Raw genomic sequence first — 16180 nt, 5'->3', positions numbered from 1 at the left:
TGAGTCGCTATGAGCAAAGCCCCAGACTGTGAACCGGTCTGGGGCTTTTGCCTTGTCCAGCCCATTGCCTACGCAGTCTGAGGGCGTTAGGCGGGTCGCCGGTGCGCCGCGATCAGCACAGCTCCGGGTGCTTGTTGCAGGTGCCGTAGCCTTCGGTCTTCATCTGGTCCAGCGCCTGTTGCAGGCGCGAAACCACCTCGTCCGGCGTATCGAGGTTGAGTGCCAGGTAGAGGTCGGCACGGTCGAAGGTCAGCACGTTGCGCAGACCGCTGACCCCCGCCTGGCGCGCCTGGTAACGCCACACCGGATCGGTAGTGCCCCACAGGTCGATCTTGCCGCTGGTGAGCTTGGCGAGGTTCTCCTGGTCACGCAGTGCGTTGTTCGGCTCCAGGCCGGCCTTTTCCAGAGCCTGGGCGGCGGCGCTATCCTTGTAGCTGCCGATGCGGTACTGGCGCGCCTGCTCGAGGCCGGTCAGGTTGGGGATGGTGGAGCCAGGAGCGGCGAGCAGCACCCGCTCGACCTTGGCGATCGGGCCGACCCACTTGAACAGCGGGCGACGCGCCTCGTTCATCGAGGTGGAGAACAGGCCGTGGTTGGCATTGGCCAGGGTGGCGTCGTAGACCCTGCTCCAGGGGAAGCGCAGGGTCAGGGTGTAGTCGATGCCGGCACGTTTGAACATCTCGCGCACGATGGTGGTGCTGACGCCCTGGATGTTGGCGTCACGGGCGAAGTTCTTGTCGTTGTCGGCCATGTTGAACGGTGGAAAATTTTCCGTTTGTAACACGACCTGGTAGCCAGGCGGCAATTCGGCCTGGGCGGAGAGTACGACGGCACCTGTAAGGGACAGCAAGCACAGCAGCCATGCGGTTTTGACGGTCATGGGGCGACTTCTCTTTATTAGGACTGCCGCCCTTTTATCCTGCGCGCGGGCAAACGGCAATCGGTCCTTGAATAAAGCGAAGCCCCGTAGCGCTGAGCGGTACGGGGCTTCGGGTCTGTAAACGCTTAGCGCTGCTGTTCGACGGCCTCTTTGACCGGCGGGGTCAGGGGCTTGAGTTGATGCGGAGCGATCATGTTTTCCGGGCGCAGGATCTCGGCCAGGGTGATGTCGTCCAGCAGCCGCTCCTCGCGTACCAGCTCCAGCACGCCGCGGCCGCTGACCAGCGCTTCCTTGGCGATGCGGGTAGAGTTCTCGTAGCCGATGTAGGGGTTGAGCGCGGTGATCAGGCCGATGGAATTTTCCATCAGCGCGCGGCAGTGGGCTTCGTTGGCAGTGATGCCGTTGATGCAATGCTCGCGCAGCATGTCCATGGCGCGCTGCAGCAGGCGGATCGAGTCGAAGATCTTGTAGGCGATCAGCGGCTCCATGACGTTGAGCTGCAGCTGGCCGCCTTCGGCTGCCATGGTCAGTGCCAGGTCGTTGCCGATGATTTCAAAGGCCACTTGGTTGACCGCTTCCGGGATCACCGGGTTGACCTTGCCGGGCATGATCGAGCTGCCCGGCTGACGTGCCGGCAGGTTGATCTCGTTGATACCAGTACGCGGGCCGCTGGACAGTAGACGCAGGTCGTTGCAGATCTTCGACAGCTTGACCGCGGTGCGCTTGAGCATGCCGGAGAACAGCACGAAGGCGCCCATGTCGGAAGTCGCTTCGATCAGGTCGGCAGCCGGTACCAGCGGTTGGCCGCTGATCAGTGCCAGGCGTTGTACGGCGAGGTGCTGGTAGCCCGGGTCGGCGTTGATGCCGGTACCGATGGCGGTCCCGCCCAGGTTCACTTCGGTGAGCAGTTCCGGCGCCAGGCTGCGCAGGCGTGCCAGGTCTTCACCAAGGGTGGTGGCGAAAGCGCGGAATTCCTGACCGAGGGTCATCGGCACGGCGTCCTGCAGCTGGGTGCGGCCCATCTTCAGGACGTGGCTGAACTCTTCGCCTTTGGCCGCGAACGACTGGATCAGGCTGTCGAGGCTGGCCAGCAGGGTGTCGTGGCCGAGCAGCAGGCCCAGGCGGATGGCAGTCGGGTAGGCGTCGTTGGTGGACTGCGCCATGTTCACGTCGTTGTTGGGGTGCAGGTGCTTGTACTCACCCTTGGCATGGCCCATGGCTTCCAGGGCGATGTTGGCGATCACCTCGTTGGCGTTCATGTTGGTCGAGGTGCCGGCACCGCCCTGAATCATGTCGACCACGAACTGCTCGTGGAAATCGCCGCGGATGATGCGTGCGCAGGCTTCGCTGATCGCCGCGTGTTTTTCGGTGGGCAGGTGGCCCAGCTCACGGTTGGCGTCGGCGGCGGCCTGCTTGACCATCGCCAGGGCCACCACCAGTTTCGGGTAGTGGGCCAGGGGCACGCCGGACAGGCGGAAGTTGTTCAGCGCACGCAGGGTCTGGATGCCGTAATAGGCTTCTGCCGGGACTTCGAGGGTGCCTAGCAGGTCTTTTTCGACGCGGAACGATGCAGCAGCGGACATGATGTCTCGATTCTCTTGGTAGGGCGGAAGATACCGCGATGGGCCAAAGAATAAGGGTTTCGGGTTATTAGGGGCCAATGCTGTTGTTTGCTGACCTATGCACAATCGGCATAATGTCGCTGTGACCAAAACCTTGCACCAAACGTGTGCATAGCGCTGCACGAGTCGAGGACGCCCATGAATCTGGAAACCAAATGGCTGGAAGACTTCGTCACTCTGGCCGCCACCCGCAGCTTTTCCGCCGCCGCGCAAAAGCGCTTCGTAACCCAGCCGGCCTTCAGCCGCCGCATCCAGAGTCTCGAGGCGGCGCTTGGCCTGACCCTGGTCAACCGCTCGCGCACACCGGTCGAGCTGACCGAGTCCGGCCAGCTGTTTCTGCTCACCGCGCGCAGCATGGTCGAGCAGCTTGGCGAAGTGGTGCGCCACCTGCATCACCTCGAGGGGCAGCAGGGCGAGGCGCTGCAGATCGCCGCCGCCCACTCCCTGGTGTTCGGCTTCTTTCCGGAATGGATCGCCCGCCTGCGCCGGGACGGCCTGCCGCTGACCACCCGGCTGGTGGCGACCAACGTCGGCGAGGCGGTGCACTCGCTGCGTGAGGGCACCTGCGATCTGATCCTCGCCTACCACGACCAGGACGCCGCCGTGCAACTGGCCCCCGATCTGTTTCCGTCGCTGCCCCTGGGCGTCAGCGAGATGCTGCCGGTGTGCGCCGTGGACGAGCAGGGCGCGCCACTGTTCGATCTGGACGCCGGGCAGAGCGTGCCGTTGCTGGCCTACAGCGCCGGCACCTACCTGGGCCGTTCGGTGAACCTGCTGCTGCGCCAGCGCGCGCTACGCTCGACCACCGTGCACGAAACGGCCATGGCCGACAGCCTCAAGGCCATGGCCCTGCAAGGCCTGGGAGTGGCCTGGGTACCGCGGCTGTCGATGAACGCCGAGCTGGCGCGGGGCGAGTTGGTGGTGTGCGGCAAGGAGCACTGGCACATCCCGCTGGAGATCCGCCTGTACCGCTGGAGCATGTCGCGCAAGGCGGCGGTGCGCCTGCTGTGGCGCAAGCTCGAAGGCGGCGTGGGGCGCGACGAGGGTTAGGATGTGCCCTGGTGGCAGCCATGATGGGTATTGACCTGTGGGGGCGGGCGGGGACGCCCAGTCCATGCCCGCGAACGATCTAGAACAATAAGCCGTTCCCACACCAGATCGCCGATCTACTTAGTACTGTGTTTCAGGCTTTAAGGGCTGTGGATATTTTTTCGCAGGCATGGCCCGCTCCCACAATAATCTCAACCCAGCCCGTACTTCTTCACCTTGTCGAACAAGGTGGTCTTGGCCATGCCCAGAGCCTGGGCGGCCTGGCTGAGGTTGCCGGCATGCTGCTCGAGGGCGTCGACCAGCAGGTTGCGTTCGAAGGCTTCCACGGCTTCGGCAAAGGTCGCGGCATTGCCTTCGTGGGCGCCGCTCTTCTTGAAGGCCGGCAGGCCGAGGGCAAAGCGTTCGGCGACGTTGCGCAGCTCGCGCACGTTGCCGGGCCAGTCATGGGCCAGCAGGGCCGCCAGGGTATGGCGGTCCAGTTCGGGCGCGGTGCGGTCGAAGCGCAGGGCCGAGAGCTGCAGGAAGTGCTCGAACAGCAGGGCGATGTCTTCGCGGCGCTCGCGCAGTGGCGGCAACTCCAGGGTCACCACGTTGAGGCGGTAGTAGAGGTCGCTGCGAAACAGCCCGCTCTTGCCGGCCTCGTCCAGGTCGGCCTTGGTGGCGGCGATCACCCGGCAATCGACGTCAATCGGCTGGTTCGAGCCCAGGCGCTCCAGGCTGTGCTCCTGCAGCACGCGCAGCAACTTGATCTGCAGGTTGAGCGGCATGCTCTCGATCTCGTCGAGAAACAGGCTGCCGCCATTGGCATGTTCGATCTTGCCGATGCGTCGCTTGCCAGCGCCGGTAAAGGCATGGGCCTCGTGGCCGAAAATCTCGCTCTCGAACAGATTCTCCGGCAGGCCGCCGCAGTTCAGCGCCACGAAGGCTTTATTCTGCCGGCGGCTGAAGTCGTGCAGGCAGCGGGCGACCAGCTCCTTGCCGGTGCCTGTTTCTCCTTCGATCAGCACGTTGGCTGAGGTATCGGCAACGTTGGCGATCAGTTCGCGCAGTTGCTGCATGGCCGGCGAGCGTCCGATCAGGCGATGCTCCAGGGCCTGCTTGCCGGCCAGCTGGCGGCGCAGCGACGACACTTCGCGGGCCAGGCTGCGCTGCTCCAGGGCGCGGCGGGCGACATCCACCAGGCGCTCCGGCGAGAACGGCTTTTCCATGAAGTCGTAGGCGCCGTCGCGCATGGCGCCTACCGCCATGCTGATGTCACCGTGGCCGGTGATCAGCACCACCGGCAGGCTGGGGTCGCGGCGCTTGAGTTCGCCGAGCAGTTGCAGGCCATCCATGCCCGGCAGGCGGATATCGCTGATGACGATGCCGGCGAAATCCCCATCGATGCGCTGCAGGGCCTGTTCGGCACTGCCCACGCCTTCGCAGGGGATGTCCTCCAGCGCCAGGGCCTGCTGGCAGCCGAGCAGCACGTGGGGGTCGTCCTCGACGATCAGCACGGTGAGGTCATCATTCATCGGGTGTCTCCATGACAGCGGCAACCTGGGGCAGGTTGAGTTCGAAGGCGGTACCGCCCTGGGGCGGATGGTCGGCGCTGAGGCTGCCGCCAGCCGCTGCGGCGAGGCTGGCCGACAGCGTCAGGCCGAGCCCCAGGCCCTGCTCGCCGGGCTTGGTGGTAAAGAAGGGTTCGAACAGGTGGGTACGGTCCTCGGGGGCGATGCCGGGGCCGTTGTCCACCACGCGCAGGCGGTAACGCTCACCTTCGACGCTGCCCTGCAGCCACAGCTGGCGATCGGTCTGGACGCTCATCGCGTCGGCGGCATTGGCGATCAGGTTGACCAGGATCTGCTCCAGGCGCGTCTGGTTGATCGCCAGGCGGGCGTCTTCGAACTGGTAATGGATATTCAGCGGGGTACGCTCCAGGCGTGGCTGCACCACCTGCAGCGCCGCGTCCACCGCCTTGCTCAGGCAGGCTTCGCCGCCATCGTTGGAACGCCGCGCAAAGGCACGCAAGCTGCCGGTGATCTTGCCCATGCGGTCGACCAGCTCGTTGATGGTCTGCAGGTTGGTGGTGGCCACGTCGTAGGCGCCGCGGGACAGGAAGCGCACGGTATTGCCGGATAGCGTGCGTAGCGCCGCCAGGGGCTGGTTGAGCTCGTGGGCGATGCTGGTGGACATCTGTCCGATGACCGCCAGCTTGCCGGCCTGTACCAGTTCATCCTGGGCCAGGCGCAGGGTTTCCTCGGCCTGGCGGCGTTCACGGATCTGCGCCTTGAGGCGGTCGTTGCTGGCACGCAGGTCGGCGGTGCGCTCGGCGATCTTGCGCTCCAGCTCGCTGTTGGCCAGTTGCAGGGCCTCACGGGCGGCGAGGCGGGTGGCGATCACCTTGCGCCGCTCGTTCCAGGCGATCAGCAGAAAGGCCAGCAGGGCGAAGCCGGCAGCGGCCAGCATGCCGTGGCTGATGGCTTCGCGGCGCAAGTCCTGGAGGGGGCTGAGCAGGGTCAGGTGCCAGGGTGTGTCTTCCAGAGGGCGGCTCTGGGCGAGGTAGTGGGTGACCTCGCTGGCATCCTGCCCATTGTGGCCCGCGAAACTGACCTGTTCGACGCCGGACGCCAGCGGCGTGCGCGCCATCGGGATCAACTCGTCGAGCGACGACCAGTGGTACTGCAGGCTGCGCGCCAGGCGCTCCTTGGTATCGGCCTTGAGCGGGCGCACTGCCTTGAGCCGCCGCGCCGGATCGCTGGAGAGGATGATGATGCCATTCTCGTCGCTGACATAGGCCTCCAGGCGCGCCCGTTGCCAGCGCTGCTCCAGCGGGTCGAGGCGTACCTTGACCACCGCCACGCCAATGATCCGGCCATTGGCCTTGAGGCCGTGGGACAGGTAATAGCCCGGCTCGCCGGTGGTGCTGCCGATGCCGTAGAAGCGTCCCTGCTCGCCCAGCAAGGCGTCCTGGAAGTAGGCACGGAACGACAGGTCCTCGCCCAGGTAGCTGTCCGCCTGGCGCCAGTTACTGGTGGCCAGCACCCGGCCGTCGGTGTCCATCACGTAGATGGCCAGGCTGCCGCTGCGCCGGTTGAGGCCCTCGAGGTAGTCGTTGACGCGCTGGCGGCGGTAGGCGTCCGGTGTCAGCAGCAGGCGGCTGACGTTGGACTCGAGTTCCAGCAGGCTGGGCAGGTAGGTGTACTTGTTGATCTCGCTTTCCACCGCCCTGGCATTGAGTTCGAGCTGACGCTCGCCGCTTTCTACCAGGCTGCGGATGCCCGCTTTCTCGCTCAGGTAGTAGCCGGCGTAACCGCAGGCGGCCACCAGCGTCAGCATCAGCAGGGTCAGCGACAGGTGGCGGACGTAACGCGGTTTGGCGGACAAGGCGGGCGGCACTCGGTGCAGGTTGGCGGAGGCGCATTGCATCACAGTCACCGTGGCCGGGCCAGCCCGCGCAGCGGCGCGGGAGGCGGCTCGGCGCCGCAGGTGCAGCGGCACCGTGGGGGGCGGGTCATGACACGGGGCTCAGGGCTTTACCACCAGGCCGACGCCGCGCCCGCGCGGATCAGAGGCGGTTTCCAGCTTGGCGCCGTCGACCCGGATGGCCTGGATATCGCCCATGTTCCAGCCCTGGTCCTCGAGCACGTAGCCCATGGCTTTCAACTCGTCGGCAACCTTGCCGGTGAGCGGCGCGTGGGCGTCGTAGTAGATGGTGTCCTTGGGCAGTAGTTGGTGATGGACGCGCTGGGCGGCCACGGCCTTTTCCAGCGGCAGCTTGAAGTCGTAGACGTTGTTGAGGACCTGGAAGATCGAGGTGAAGATCCGCGAGCCGCCAGGCGTGCCCAGCACCAGGCTGACCTTGCCGTCGCGGGTGACGATGCTCGGGCTCATCGAGGACAGCATGCGCTTGCCCGGCTCGATGGCGTTGGCATCACTGCCCACCACGCCGAAGGCGTTGGCCACGCCCGGCTTGGAGCTGAAGTCGTCCATCTCGTCGTTGAGCAGGAAGCCTGCGCCCTCGACCACCACGCCGCTGCCGTAGTCCCAGTTCAGGGTATAGGTGTTGCTGACCGCGTTGCCGTCGGCGTCGACGATGGAGAAGTGCGTGGTCTGGTGCGGCTCCAGGCCCGGGCGCACCTGCTCGGTCGGCGAGATGGTAGTGGGGTTGACCTCGGCAGCGCGGCGCTTGAGGTAGTCGGCATCGATCAGCTTGGCGACCGGCACCTTGGAGAAGTCCGGGTCGCCCAGGTAGTCGGCGCGGTCAGCGAACACGCGTTTCTCGATCTCCGCCAGCAGGTGGATATAGCGCGCGGAGTTCAGCTCGACGCCCTTGAAGTCGGCGGCGCGCTGTTCCTTGATGCCGATCAGTTGGGCCAGGGCGATGCCGCCTGAGCTGGGCAGCGGCGCGGTGTAGAGGCTGTTGCCCTGCCAGTCGACGCGCATCGGCTCGCGCCATTTGGCACGGTAGTCGGCCAGGTCCTGCTTGGTGATCAGTCCGCCATCGCGCTGCATCTGGGCGACCAGCAGGTCGGCAGTCTGGCCCTTGTAGAATTCATCCGGCCCATTGGCGGCGATGCGTTCGAGGGTCTGTGCCATCTGCGGCTGCTTGAACAGCTCGCCGGGGCGCATGGTGCCGAAGTAGTCGGTGAAGTTGGTCTGGCCGTTGAACAAACCAATGGCGTCTTCGCGGTACTGGAACTGCTGGTCGGCGACCTTGAAGCCGCTGTTGGCGTAGCCGATGGCAGGCGTCAGCAGCTCGCTCCACGGCAGCTTGCCGAAGCGTTTGTGGGCCTCCCACAGGCCCAGCACCGTGCCCGGTACGCCGGCGGCCTTGGCGCCGACCAGGCTGAGGTTCTCGATCACCTCGCCCTTGTCGTCCAGGTACATGGTCTTGCTGGCCGCCTTTGGCGCGGTTTCCCGGTAGTCGAGAAAGTACGGCTTGCCGTCCATGAACAGGGTCATGAAGCCGCCGCCGCCGATATTGCCGGCCTCGGGGTAGGTAACGGCCAGGGTAAAGGCGGTGGCAACCGCGGCGTCCACCGCATTGCCGCCGCTCTTGAGCACCTGGGCGGCCACCTTGGCCGCGTACTGGTCGGGCGCGGCGACCGCGCCGCCATCCAGGCTGGCAGCCAGCACGGCATTGCTGCCCGCGGCAATCGCCACGCTGAGGGTCAGGGTTGTGAAGTGCAACAGGCGCATGATGAGTCCTCGATTTTTATTGTGCTTGTCGAGTCTAGGCTGTGTACGGAAGTACCTGCGTTCGCAGGCTTCTCATTGAGCCCCGAAGGCCCGCCATCGGGGTGACGGCGGGCCTGGTGCATCAGTGCTGGAGGATCTTGGCGAGGAACTGCTGGGCGCGGTCGGAGCGGGCGCTGATGTCGCCGAAGAACTCTTCCTTGGGGCAGTCCTCGACGATCTTGCCGGCGTCCATGAAGATCACCCGGTCGGCGACCTTGCGGGCGAAGCCCATCTCGTGGGTCACGCACATCATGGTCATGCCTTCGTGGGCCAGCTGCACCATCACGTCGAGCACTTCGTTGACCATTTCCGGATCCAGCGCCGAGGTCGGTTCGTCGAACAGCATGACGATCGGATCCATGGCCAGCGCACGGGCAATTGCCACGCGCTGCTGCTGGCCGCCGGAGAGCTGGCCGGGGTGCTTGTGGGCGTGTTCCTTGAGGCCCACGCGGTCGAGCAACTGCAGGCCCTTCTCGGTAGCTTCCTGCTTGCTGCGGCCCAGCACCTTGATCTGCGCGATGGTCAGGTTCTCGGTGATGGTCAGGTGCGGGAACAGCTCGAAGTGCTGGAACACCATGCCGACCCGCGAACGCAGTTTCGGCAGGTTGGTCTTTTTGTCGGCAATCGAGGTGCCGTCGACCACGATGTCACCCTTCTGGAACGGCTCCAGGGCGTTGACGCATTTGATCAGGGTCGACTTGCCCGAGCCGGACGGCCCGCAAACAACCACCACTTCGCCCTTCTTGACGTCCGTGGTGCAGTCGGTCAGCACCTGGAAGTCCCCATACCACTTGTTGACGTTCTTGATGGAAATCATACGGCTAACCTTTTTTGCAGGAGCTTGACCAGCTGCGAGGCAGCGAAGCTGATGGTGAAGTAGACCAGGCCGGCGAAGATCAGGAATTCATGGGGCTGACCCAGAATGTCGCCGCGCGAGCGGGCAGCATTGAGGAAGTCCATCAGGCCGACGGTGTATACCAGCGAGGTGTCCTGGAACAGGATGATGCTCTGCTGCAGCAGCAGCGGAGTCATCTTGCGAAATGCCTGGGGCAGGATGATCAGGCGCATGGTCTGGCCGTAGCTCATGCCCAGTGCCTGGGCGGCGCCCATCTGGCCCTTGGGAATGGACTGGATGCCGGCACGGACGATTTCGCAGAAGTACGCCGCCTCGAACATGATGAAGGCCACCAGGCAGGACGCGAATGCGCCCACGGGGGTGTCCTCACCGGTGATCCAGCGCAGGATGAATGGCACCGCGAAGTAGAACCAGGTGATCACCAGCAGCAGCGGGATCGAGCGGAAGTAGTTGACGTAGGTGGCTGCCAGTTTGGACAGCAGCACGTTGCTCGACAGGCGCATCAGCGCCAGCAGGGTGCCGAGAATCACGCCACCGATAACGCCCATGACCATCAGCTGCAGGGTCATGGCCATGCCTTCCCAGAGGCCTGGCAGAGCGGGAATGATCTGACTGAAGTCCATCATTTGCCTCCCACGGAAATCAGGCCCGGCACCGCGACCTTACGCTCGACCATGCGCATGATCATCATCAGGCTCATGTTCAGGGTGAAGTAGATCAGCGTCGCCAGGGTGAAGGCTTCGAACAGGTTGGCGCTGAACTCGGCGGTCTGCTTGGTCTGTGCGAGCAGCTCCATCAGGCCGATCAGCGAGGCCACCGAGGAGTTCTTGAAGATGTTCAGAAACTCACTGGTTAATGGCGGAATGATGATCCGGTAGGCCTGGGGCAGCAGCACGTTGCGGTAGATCTGCGGCAGGCGGAAACCCATGGCGTAGGCCGCGGCGGTCTGGCCGGCCGGCAGCGCCTGGATACCGGTGCGCACCTGCTCGCAGACCCGCGCCGCGGTGAACAGGCCGAGGCACACCACCACCGACAGATACGCCGAGGTCGCCGGGTTGAGGTCCTGTTTGAACCAGATTTCCAGCGGCTCGGGCAGCAGGTCCGGCACCAGGAAGTACCAGAGGAACAGCTGCACCAGCAGCGGTACGTTACGGAAGATCTCCACGTAGGTGGTGGCGATCCCGGAGATCAGGCGGTTCGGCACGGTGCGCATCACACCGAGCAGCGAGCCAAGCGACAGGGCGATCAGCCAGCCGACCAGGGCGATGGCGATGGTCCAGCCCAGGCCGGTGAGAAACCACTCCAGGTAGATCTCGTCGCCAATGCCGGTGGACTTGAAGAAAATGCCCCAGTCCCAGTTGTAGTTCATCGGGTTTCCCCTCAGGTGAGTTGACGCGACGAAGCCAGGTGGCGGGCAACAGTCGCCCGTGTCCGCAGGAGCGAACGGTTTTTTGGCTTCGTCAGGAAATGGGTGGAGAGGCCTGCGGCCCCTCCGGGTTCCCGCTACGCCCCTTCTTGTGAAAGGGGCGCGGCATCACGCCGTCAGATCTGCTCTACAGATTTGTCGGTGGGCTCGGCGATCAGCTTTTTCAGCTCGTCGCTCATGGGGAAGTTGAGGTTCAGGCCTTTTGGCGGAACAGGCTGCTGGAACCACTTGTTGTAGATGTCGTTGATCTCGCCCGAGGCGAAGGTGTCGGTGATGGCCTTGTCGACCACTTTCTTGAAGCCTTCGTCGCCCTTGCGAACCATGCAGCCGTAGATTTCGAAGGACTGCGGGGTGCCGACTACATGCCAGTCATCCGGCTTCTTGGCCTTGGCCATTTCGCCAGCGAGCAGGGCGTCGTCCATCATGAAGGCGACTGCGCGGTTGGATTCGAGCATCAGGAAGGACTCGCCGTGATCCTTGGCGGAAATCACGTTCATGCCCATCTTCTTCTCGGCGTTCATGGACTTGAGCAGGCGCTCGGAGGTGGTGCCGGCGGTGGTCACCACGTTCTTGCCCTTGAGGTCTTCGAAGTCGTTCACGCCGCTGCTTTTCTTGGTCAGCAGGCGGGTGCCCACTTCGAAGATGCCGACGGAGAAGTCGACCTGGCGCTGGCGCTCGACGTTGTTGGTGGTGGAGCCGCACTCCAGGTCCACGGTGCCGTTCTGTACCAGCGGAATACGGGTCTGGGAGGTCACCAGGTTGTAACGCACCTTCAGGTCAGGCAGCTCCAGTTCCTTTTTCAGCTCCTCGACAACCTTCAGTTGCAGGTCATGGGAATAGCCAACCGGCTGCTTGGAGGTGTCGCCATAGTAGGAGAAGGGGATGGACGAGTCGCGGTGGCCCAGGGTGATGGTGCCCGAGTCCTTGATCTTCTTGAGAGTGCCGGTCAGTTCGGCGGCGAATACCGGGCTGGACATCAGGGTGGCGGCAACGGCTGCAGCCAGTACGCGGGGGACGATACGCATGGGTCGATTTCCTCGGTGTTGTTGTTATTGGGGACGTACGACGAGGTACGTGCCGCCATGTGGAAGGGCTATCGCTTTCCTACATGGATGGGAGCAGGATGTGTGCCAGGCCCGCTCATAGCCTCTTGGTAATGCCAACTAATTGATAGATAAGGGAATTTATATTTCCATCAGCGGCCTTGCGGCCGTTGCCGATTCGGATGTTCGGTTTTTCGACCGCCCGGCGTTCGGAATTCCGAATGAAAAGAGGCGGCCTCGCCAAGGCCGCCCGGCACAGTTCGCTCAGCGATTACGCAGGAAGGCGTTGATGAAGTCACCTTGGTTGGCCGCGTCGCGCTCGGTGCTGAACAGGATGTGATTGCCCTGTTCGCGAATCTTCATTTCCTTGCCGAAGCTGCATTCGACGGTGTTCAGCTTGGCAGCCTGCTCCTTGAAGGCCGGCGAGCTGCTGCACAGGTTGTTCATCTGGTTGACCACCTCGCCGCAATAGCCGGATACGCTCAGCTCCTTGAGCAGCTGCTCATCCAAGGCCTGCCAGTTCACGTCGGTCTTCAGGGTGGTACCGCAGCTGGTCGAGGCCTCGGCATCCATCTGCTGCAGGCGTTCGACGTGGTACTGCTGGCGCTTCTCTCGGTCGAACTTGGCCAGCTTGTCCTGCACACCATCCTTTTTCTGCTTCTCGTACAGTGCCAGCAGCTCAGTCGGTTTGACCGCCTTGCTGGCCTTTTCGTCAAAGCTCAGGTACAGCGGCTCACGGTTGCCCGGCAGGTACAGCTGGTAGGACTCGCCGCCCCACTCCTGGCGCTGGCCTATCAGCACGTAGGCGCTGCCATCGAGGGTGGTCGCGTAGTCGCTTTCGTCCTGGCTGCGCGCGTTGACGTCGGTCAGCAGCACCACTTCATCGAGCGGATGGTTGATGCCGCTGATCTGCACCAGGGCCTGCTTCTCGTCGCTGCTGGGGGCGACGACGACACTGATGCCCTTGTCGGCGGCGAAGGTTTTGGGGTATTTCGCCAGTTCCAGGGCGCTGGCGTTGAAGGTCAGGAAGGTTGAGGCGATAAGCAGCGACAGCCGTGTCATGGCGTAGTCCTTTGGTGGGTGATGGAGCGATTCTAACGGCGTCTGACAGCGGGCACTGTGAGCCCGTTCCCGCTGGCAAACGCCCTGCTCAGAACTGCATCACCACCCGGCCTTCGATCTGCCCGGCACGCAGCTGTTCGAGCACGCCGTTGACGTTGTCCAGGCGGTCACGGTGGATGGTCGCCTTGACCACCCCTTCGCCGGCGAAGTCCAGGGCTTCCTGCAGATCCGCGCGGGTACCTACGATGGAACCGGTGATGCTGATGGCCTTGAGCACCACATCGAAGATCGGCGTCGGGAAGTCGCCCGGCGGCAGGCCCACCAGGGCAACGGTGCCGCCACGCCGGGCCATGCCGATCGCCTGGCCGAAGGCGCTGTTCGACACCGCGGTGACCAGTACGCCATGGGCGCCGCCAATGTCGCGCTGAATGATCTCGGCCGGGTTTTCCTGGCGGGCATTGATGGTCAGGCTGGCGCCGAGCTTTTTGGCCAGCGCCAGCTTGGCGTCGTCCACGTCGATGGCGGCCACGTGCAGTCCCATGGCGCGAGCGTACTGCACGGCCACGTGACCCAGGCCGCCGATACCGGAAATCGCCACCCACTGGCCGGGCCGGGCGCCGGTCACTTTCAGGCCTTTGTAGACGGTGACGCCGGCGCAGAGAATCGGCGCGATCTCGGCGAACTCGACGCTCTTCGGCAGGATGCCCACATAGTTGGGATCGGCCAGCACGTAATCGGCGTAGCTGCCGTTGACCGAGTAGCCGGTGTTCTGCTGCTCGGCGCACAGGGTTTCCCAGCCCGTCAGACAGTGCTCGCAGCAGCCGCAGGCGGTATACAGCCAGGGTACGCCGACCCGGTCGCCCTCACGCACCCGGGTTACCCCGGCACCGACCGCAGCGACATAGCCGACGCTTTCATGGCCGGGAATGAACGGCAGGCTGGGCTTCACCGGCCAGTCGCCGTCGGCGGCGTGCAGGTCGGTGTGGCAGACGCCCGCCGCCTCGATCTTCACCAATATCTGCCCGGGGCCGGGCAGGGGAACCTTCACCTCTTCGAGCCGCAACGGCTCGCCAAAGGCATGGACGACGGCTGCTTTCATGGTCTGCTGCATGGCGCGATCCTCCTCTCGATGAGAACCACCAGTATGCAAGGCTCGGCGAGCCGGGCATTGCTTCAGGACAACTGCAGCGGGTAATGCACCAGGGGCCGACGGGCGGTCGATTATCGATTTGTGCACGGCTGCAGTATAATTGCCGGTTTCTACAAGCCACGCCCTCGCGTGGCTTTTGGTTTATGCCGAGGCGCCAGGCGCCCGATCCATCGACATGGCGCCCTGCGCCCGAGACGTAGAGAGGCAAGACGATGAGCGCACTGGTTGGCGTAATCATGGGTTCCAAATCCGATTGGAGCACCCTGAGCCATACCGTCGAGATGCTCGACAAGCTGGGCATCCCCAATGAGGTGAAGGTGGTGTCCGCCCACCGCACCCCGGATCTGCTGTTCCAGTACGCCGAAGAAGCCGAAGGTCGTGGCATCCAGGTGATCATCGCCGGTGCCGGCGGTGCCGCTCACCTGCCGGGCATGTGCGCCGCCAAGACGCACCTGCCGGTACTTGGCGTGCCGGTGCAGTCGTCCATGCTCTCGGGCGTCGATTCGCTGCTGTCCATCGTGCAGATGCCGGCCGGTATTCCGGTGGCTACCCTGGCCATCGGCAAGGCCGGTGCCATCAATGCCGCGCTGCTGGCGGCCAGTATCCTCGGTCACCAGCACCCGCAGTTCCATGCGGCGCTCAAGCAGTTCCGCGACGAGCAGACCAACACCGTGCTGGAAAACCCGGACCCGAGGGCGCAGTAATGAAGATCGGCGTAATCGGCGGCGGCCAGCTCGGCCGCATGTTGGCCCTCGCGGGTACCCCGCTGGGGATGAATTTCGCATTTCTCGACCCGGCCCCCGATGCCTGTGCACAGGCGCTGGGCGAGCATATCCGTGCCGACTACGGTGATCAGGATCACCTGCGCCAGCTGGCCGACGAGGTCGACCTGGTGACCTTCGAGTTCGAGAGCGTGCCGGCGGAAACCGTGGCCTTCCTGTCGCAGTTCGTGCCGGTCTACCCGGGCGCCGAAGCGCTGCGCATCGCCCGTGATCGCTGGTTCGAGAAGTCGATGTTCAAGGATCTCGGCATCCCGACGCCCGAGTTCGCCGATATCCAGTCCCAGGCTGACCTGGATGCCGCAGTGGCCAGCATCGGCCTGCCGGCGGTGATGAAGACCCGCACCCTGGGCTACGACGGCAAGGGTCAGAAGGTGCTGCGCGCGCCCGAAGACGTCAGCGGCGCCTTCGCCGAGCTGGGCAGCGTGCCGTGCATTCTCGAAGGCTTCGTGCCGTTCACGGGTGAAGTGTCGCTGGTGGCCGTGCGTGGCCGTGATGGCGAGACGCGCTTCTACCCGCTGGTGCACAACACCCACGACAGCGGCATTCTCAGCCTGTCGATCGCCAGCACCGACCATCCGCTGCAGGCGCTGGCCGAAGATTACGTCGGCCGCGTGCTCAAGCAGCTCGATTACGTGGGCGTACTGGCCTTCGAGTTCTTCGAAGTCGATGGCGGCCTCAAGGCCAACGAGATCGCTCCACGGGTGCACAACTCCGGGCACTGGACCATCGAAGGCGCCGAGTGCAGCCAGTTCGAGAACCACCTGCGCGCCGTTGCTGGCCTGCCGCTGGGCTCGACCGCCAAGGTCGGCGAGAGCGCCATGCTCAACTTCATCGGCAGCGTACCCGCTGTGGATAAGGTGGCGGCCATCGACGATTGCCACCTGCACCACTACGGCAAGGCCTTCAAGGCCGGTCGCAAGGTCGGCCACGCCACCCTGCGTTGCGCGGACCGAGCGACCCTCGACAGCCGTATCGCCGAGGTGCAGGCGCTTATCGCCGCAGGCTAGACAGGCGCGGGCGAGGCAGGTTGAACCTCTGCGCCGCCGCTCTCGTCAGATGAAAGGCGCCGCAGCAGTGCGGCGCCTTTTT

14 protein-coding genes are annotated in these 16180 nt (G+C 64.4%); 3 read left to right on the top strand and 11 right to left on the bottom strand.

The features are described from left to right. Positions 1-112: 112 nt before the first annotated feature. Both BM154_RS16255 and BM154_RS16250 read right to left on the bottom strand, forming a co-directional pair. On the bottom strand, positions 113-880 hold the full coding sequence (locus tag BM154_RS16255) for a substrate-binding periplasmic protein (RefSeq protein WP_074886291.1): 768 nt from the start codon (positions 878-880) through the stop codon (positions 113-115). Positions 881-1005: 125 nt separating this feature from the next. Beyond that, the gene (locus tag BM154_RS16250) at positions 1006-2463 is read right to left on the bottom strand and encodes an aspartate ammonia-lyase (protein WP_074886288.1); all 1458 of its coding nucleotides are present in this window, start codon (positions 2461-2463) and stop codon (positions 1006-1008) included. A 177-nt stretch (positions 2464-2640) separates the two neighbouring features. Between BM154_RS16250 and BM154_RS16245 the strand changes: the two genes are divergently transcribed. After that, on the top strand, positions 2641-3552 hold the full coding sequence (locus BM154_RS16245) for a LysR substrate-binding domain-containing protein (RefSeq protein ID WP_074886285.1): 912 nt from the start codon (positions 2641-2643) through the stop codon (positions 3550-3552). Positions 3553-3743: 191 nt separating this feature from the next. On the opposite strand, the gene aauR is transcribed toward BM154_RS16245, so the two are convergent. From aauR to adhP, 9 genes are all read right to left on the bottom strand, one after another. Next, positions 3744-5066, bottom strand: a complete 1323-nt coding sequence (gene aauR / locus BM154_RS16240; protein WP_074886282.1) for a two-component response regulator AauR — start codon at positions 5064-5066, stop codon at positions 3744-3746. After that, a complete protein-coding gene (locus tag BM154_RS16235; protein ID WP_074886279.1) occupies positions 5059-6960 on the bottom strand; it encodes a sensor histidine kinase in 1902 nt (633 codons plus the stop codon). Before BM154_RS16235 ends, aauR begins: the two co-directional genes overlap by 8 nt. Before the next feature lie 99 nt (positions 6961-7059). Further along, positions 7060-8733, bottom strand: coding sequence for a gamma-glutamyltransferase (gene ggt / locus BM154_RS16230; RefSeq protein WP_074886276.1), 1674 nt, complete (start codon positions 8731-8733; stop codon positions 7060-7062). Between the two features lie 121 nt (positions 8734-8854). Next, entirely contained in the window at positions 8855-9589 is a 735-nt protein-coding gene (locus BM154_RS16225; RefSeq protein ID WP_074886273.1) for an amino acid ABC transporter ATP-binding protein, read from the bottom strand. Further along, a complete protein-coding gene (locus tag BM154_RS16220) occupies positions 9586-10254 on the bottom strand; it encodes an amino acid ABC transporter permease (RefSeq protein WP_177344592.1) in 669 nt (222 codons plus the stop codon). Before BM154_RS16220 ends, BM154_RS16225 begins: the two co-directional genes overlap by 4 nt. After that, a complete protein-coding gene (locus BM154_RS16215) occupies positions 10251-10997 on the bottom strand; it encodes an amino acid ABC transporter permease (protein WP_074886265.1) in 747 nt (248 codons plus the stop codon). Before BM154_RS16215 ends, BM154_RS16220 begins: the two co-directional genes overlap by 4 nt. A gap of 173 nt (positions 10998-11170) precedes the next feature. Further along, positions 11171-12079 carry a glutamate/aspartate ABC transporter substrate-binding protein gene (locus BM154_RS16210; protein WP_074886262.1) on the bottom strand — a complete coding sequence of 303 codons (909 nt, stop codon included), beginning with the start codon at positions 12077-12079 and terminating at the stop codon, positions 11171-11173. Positions 12080-12361: 282 nt separating this feature from the next. After that, positions 12362-13159 (bottom strand): hypothetical protein, encoded by a 798-nt coding sequence (locus tag BM154_RS16205; protein WP_074886259.1) that lies wholly within the window; start codon positions 13157-13159, stop codon positions 12362-12364. Between the two features lie 88 nt (positions 13160-13247). Then, positions 13248-14270, bottom strand: a complete 1023-nt coding sequence (gene adhP, locus BM154_RS16200; protein ID WP_074886256.1) for an alcohol dehydrogenase AdhP — start codon at positions 14268-14270, stop codon at positions 13248-13250. 251 nt (positions 14271-14521) lie between these two features. On the opposite strand from adhP, the gene purE reads away from it, so the two are divergent. Both purE and BM154_RS16190 read left to right on the top strand, forming a co-directional pair. After that, positions 14522-15013: a 5-(carboxyamino)imidazole ribonucleotide mutase gene (purE, locus tag BM154_RS16195; RefSeq protein WP_073263433.1), complete on the top strand. Its 492-nt coding sequence runs from the start codon at positions 14522-14524 to the stop codon at positions 15011-15013. Continuing rightward, positions 15013-16098 (top strand): 5-(carboxyamino)imidazole ribonucleotide synthase, encoded by a 1086-nt coding sequence (locus BM154_RS16190; protein WP_074886253.1) that lies wholly within the window; start codon positions 15013-15015, stop codon positions 16096-16098. The genes purE and BM154_RS16190 overlap by 1 nt, the downstream gene beginning before the upstream one ends. The last annotated feature ends 82 nt before the right edge of the window (positions 16099-16180 follow it).

It is taken from the genome of Phytopseudomonas argentinensis, assembly GCF_900113905.1.
In the GTDB taxonomy this organism is placed as follows: Bacteria; Pseudomonadota; Gammaproteobacteria; order Pseudomonadales; family Pseudomonadaceae; genus Aquipseudomonas; species Aquipseudomonas argentinensis.
The sequence above is the reverse complement of the archived record's forward strand: the minus strand, read 5'-3'. Positions and strand labels throughout refer to the sequence as shown.

Bases quoted from the DNA above. Each gene is read 5' to 3' on its own strand.
- BM154_RS16225 (WP_074886273.1), bottom strand. From the start codon at position 9,589: ATGATTTCCATCAAGAACGTCAACAAGTGGTATGGGGACTTCCAGGTG.
- ggt (WP_074886276.1), bottom strand. From the start codon at position 8,733: ATGCGCCTGTTGCACTTCACAACCCTGACCCTCAGCGTGGCGATTGCC.
- BM154_RS16220 (WP_177344592.1), bottom strand. From the start codon at position 10,254: ATGATGGACTTCAGTCAGATCATTCCCGCTCTGCCAGGCCTCTGGGAA.
- BM154_RS16245 (WP_074886285.1), top strand. From the start codon at position 2,641: ATGAATCTGGAAACCAAATGGCTGGAAGACTTCGTCACTCTGGCCGCC.
- purE (WP_073263433.1), top strand. From the start codon at position 14,522: ATGAGCGCACTGGTTGGCGTAATCATGGGTTCCAAATCCGATTGGAGC.
- adhP (WP_074886256.1), bottom strand. From the start codon at position 14,270: ATGCAGCAGACCATGAAAGCAGCCGTCGTCCATGCCTTTGGCGAGCCG.
- BM154_RS16250 (WP_074886288.1), bottom strand. From the start codon at position 2,463: ATGTCCGCTGCTGCATCGTTCCGCGTCGAAAAAGACCTGCTAGGCACC.
- BM154_RS16210 (WP_074886262.1), bottom strand. From the start codon at position 12,079: ATGCGTATCGTCCCCCGCGTACTGGCTGCAGCCGTTGCCGCCACCCTG.
- BM154_RS16255 (WP_074886291.1), bottom strand. From the start codon at position 880: ATGACCGTCAAAACCGCATGGCTGCTGTGCTTGCTGTCCCTTACAGGT.
- BM154_RS16190 (WP_074886253.1), top strand. From the start codon at position 15,013: ATGAAGATCGGCGTAATCGGCGGCGGCCAGCTCGGCCGCATGTTGGCC.
- BM154_RS16215 (WP_074886265.1), bottom strand. From the start codon at position 10,997: ATGAACTACAACTGGGACTGGGGCATTTTCTTCAAGTCCACCGGCATT.
- BM154_RS16205 (WP_074886259.1), bottom strand. From the start codon at position 13,159: ATGACACGGCTGTCGCTGCTTATCGCCTCAACCTTCCTGACCTTCAAC.
- BM154_RS16235 (WP_074886279.1), bottom strand. From the start codon at position 6,960: ATGCAATGCGCCTCCGCCAACCTGCACCGAGTGCCGCCCGCCTTGTCC.
- aauR (WP_074886282.1), bottom strand. From the start codon at position 5,066: ATGAATGATGACCTCACCGTGCTGATCGTCGAGGACGACCCCCACGTG.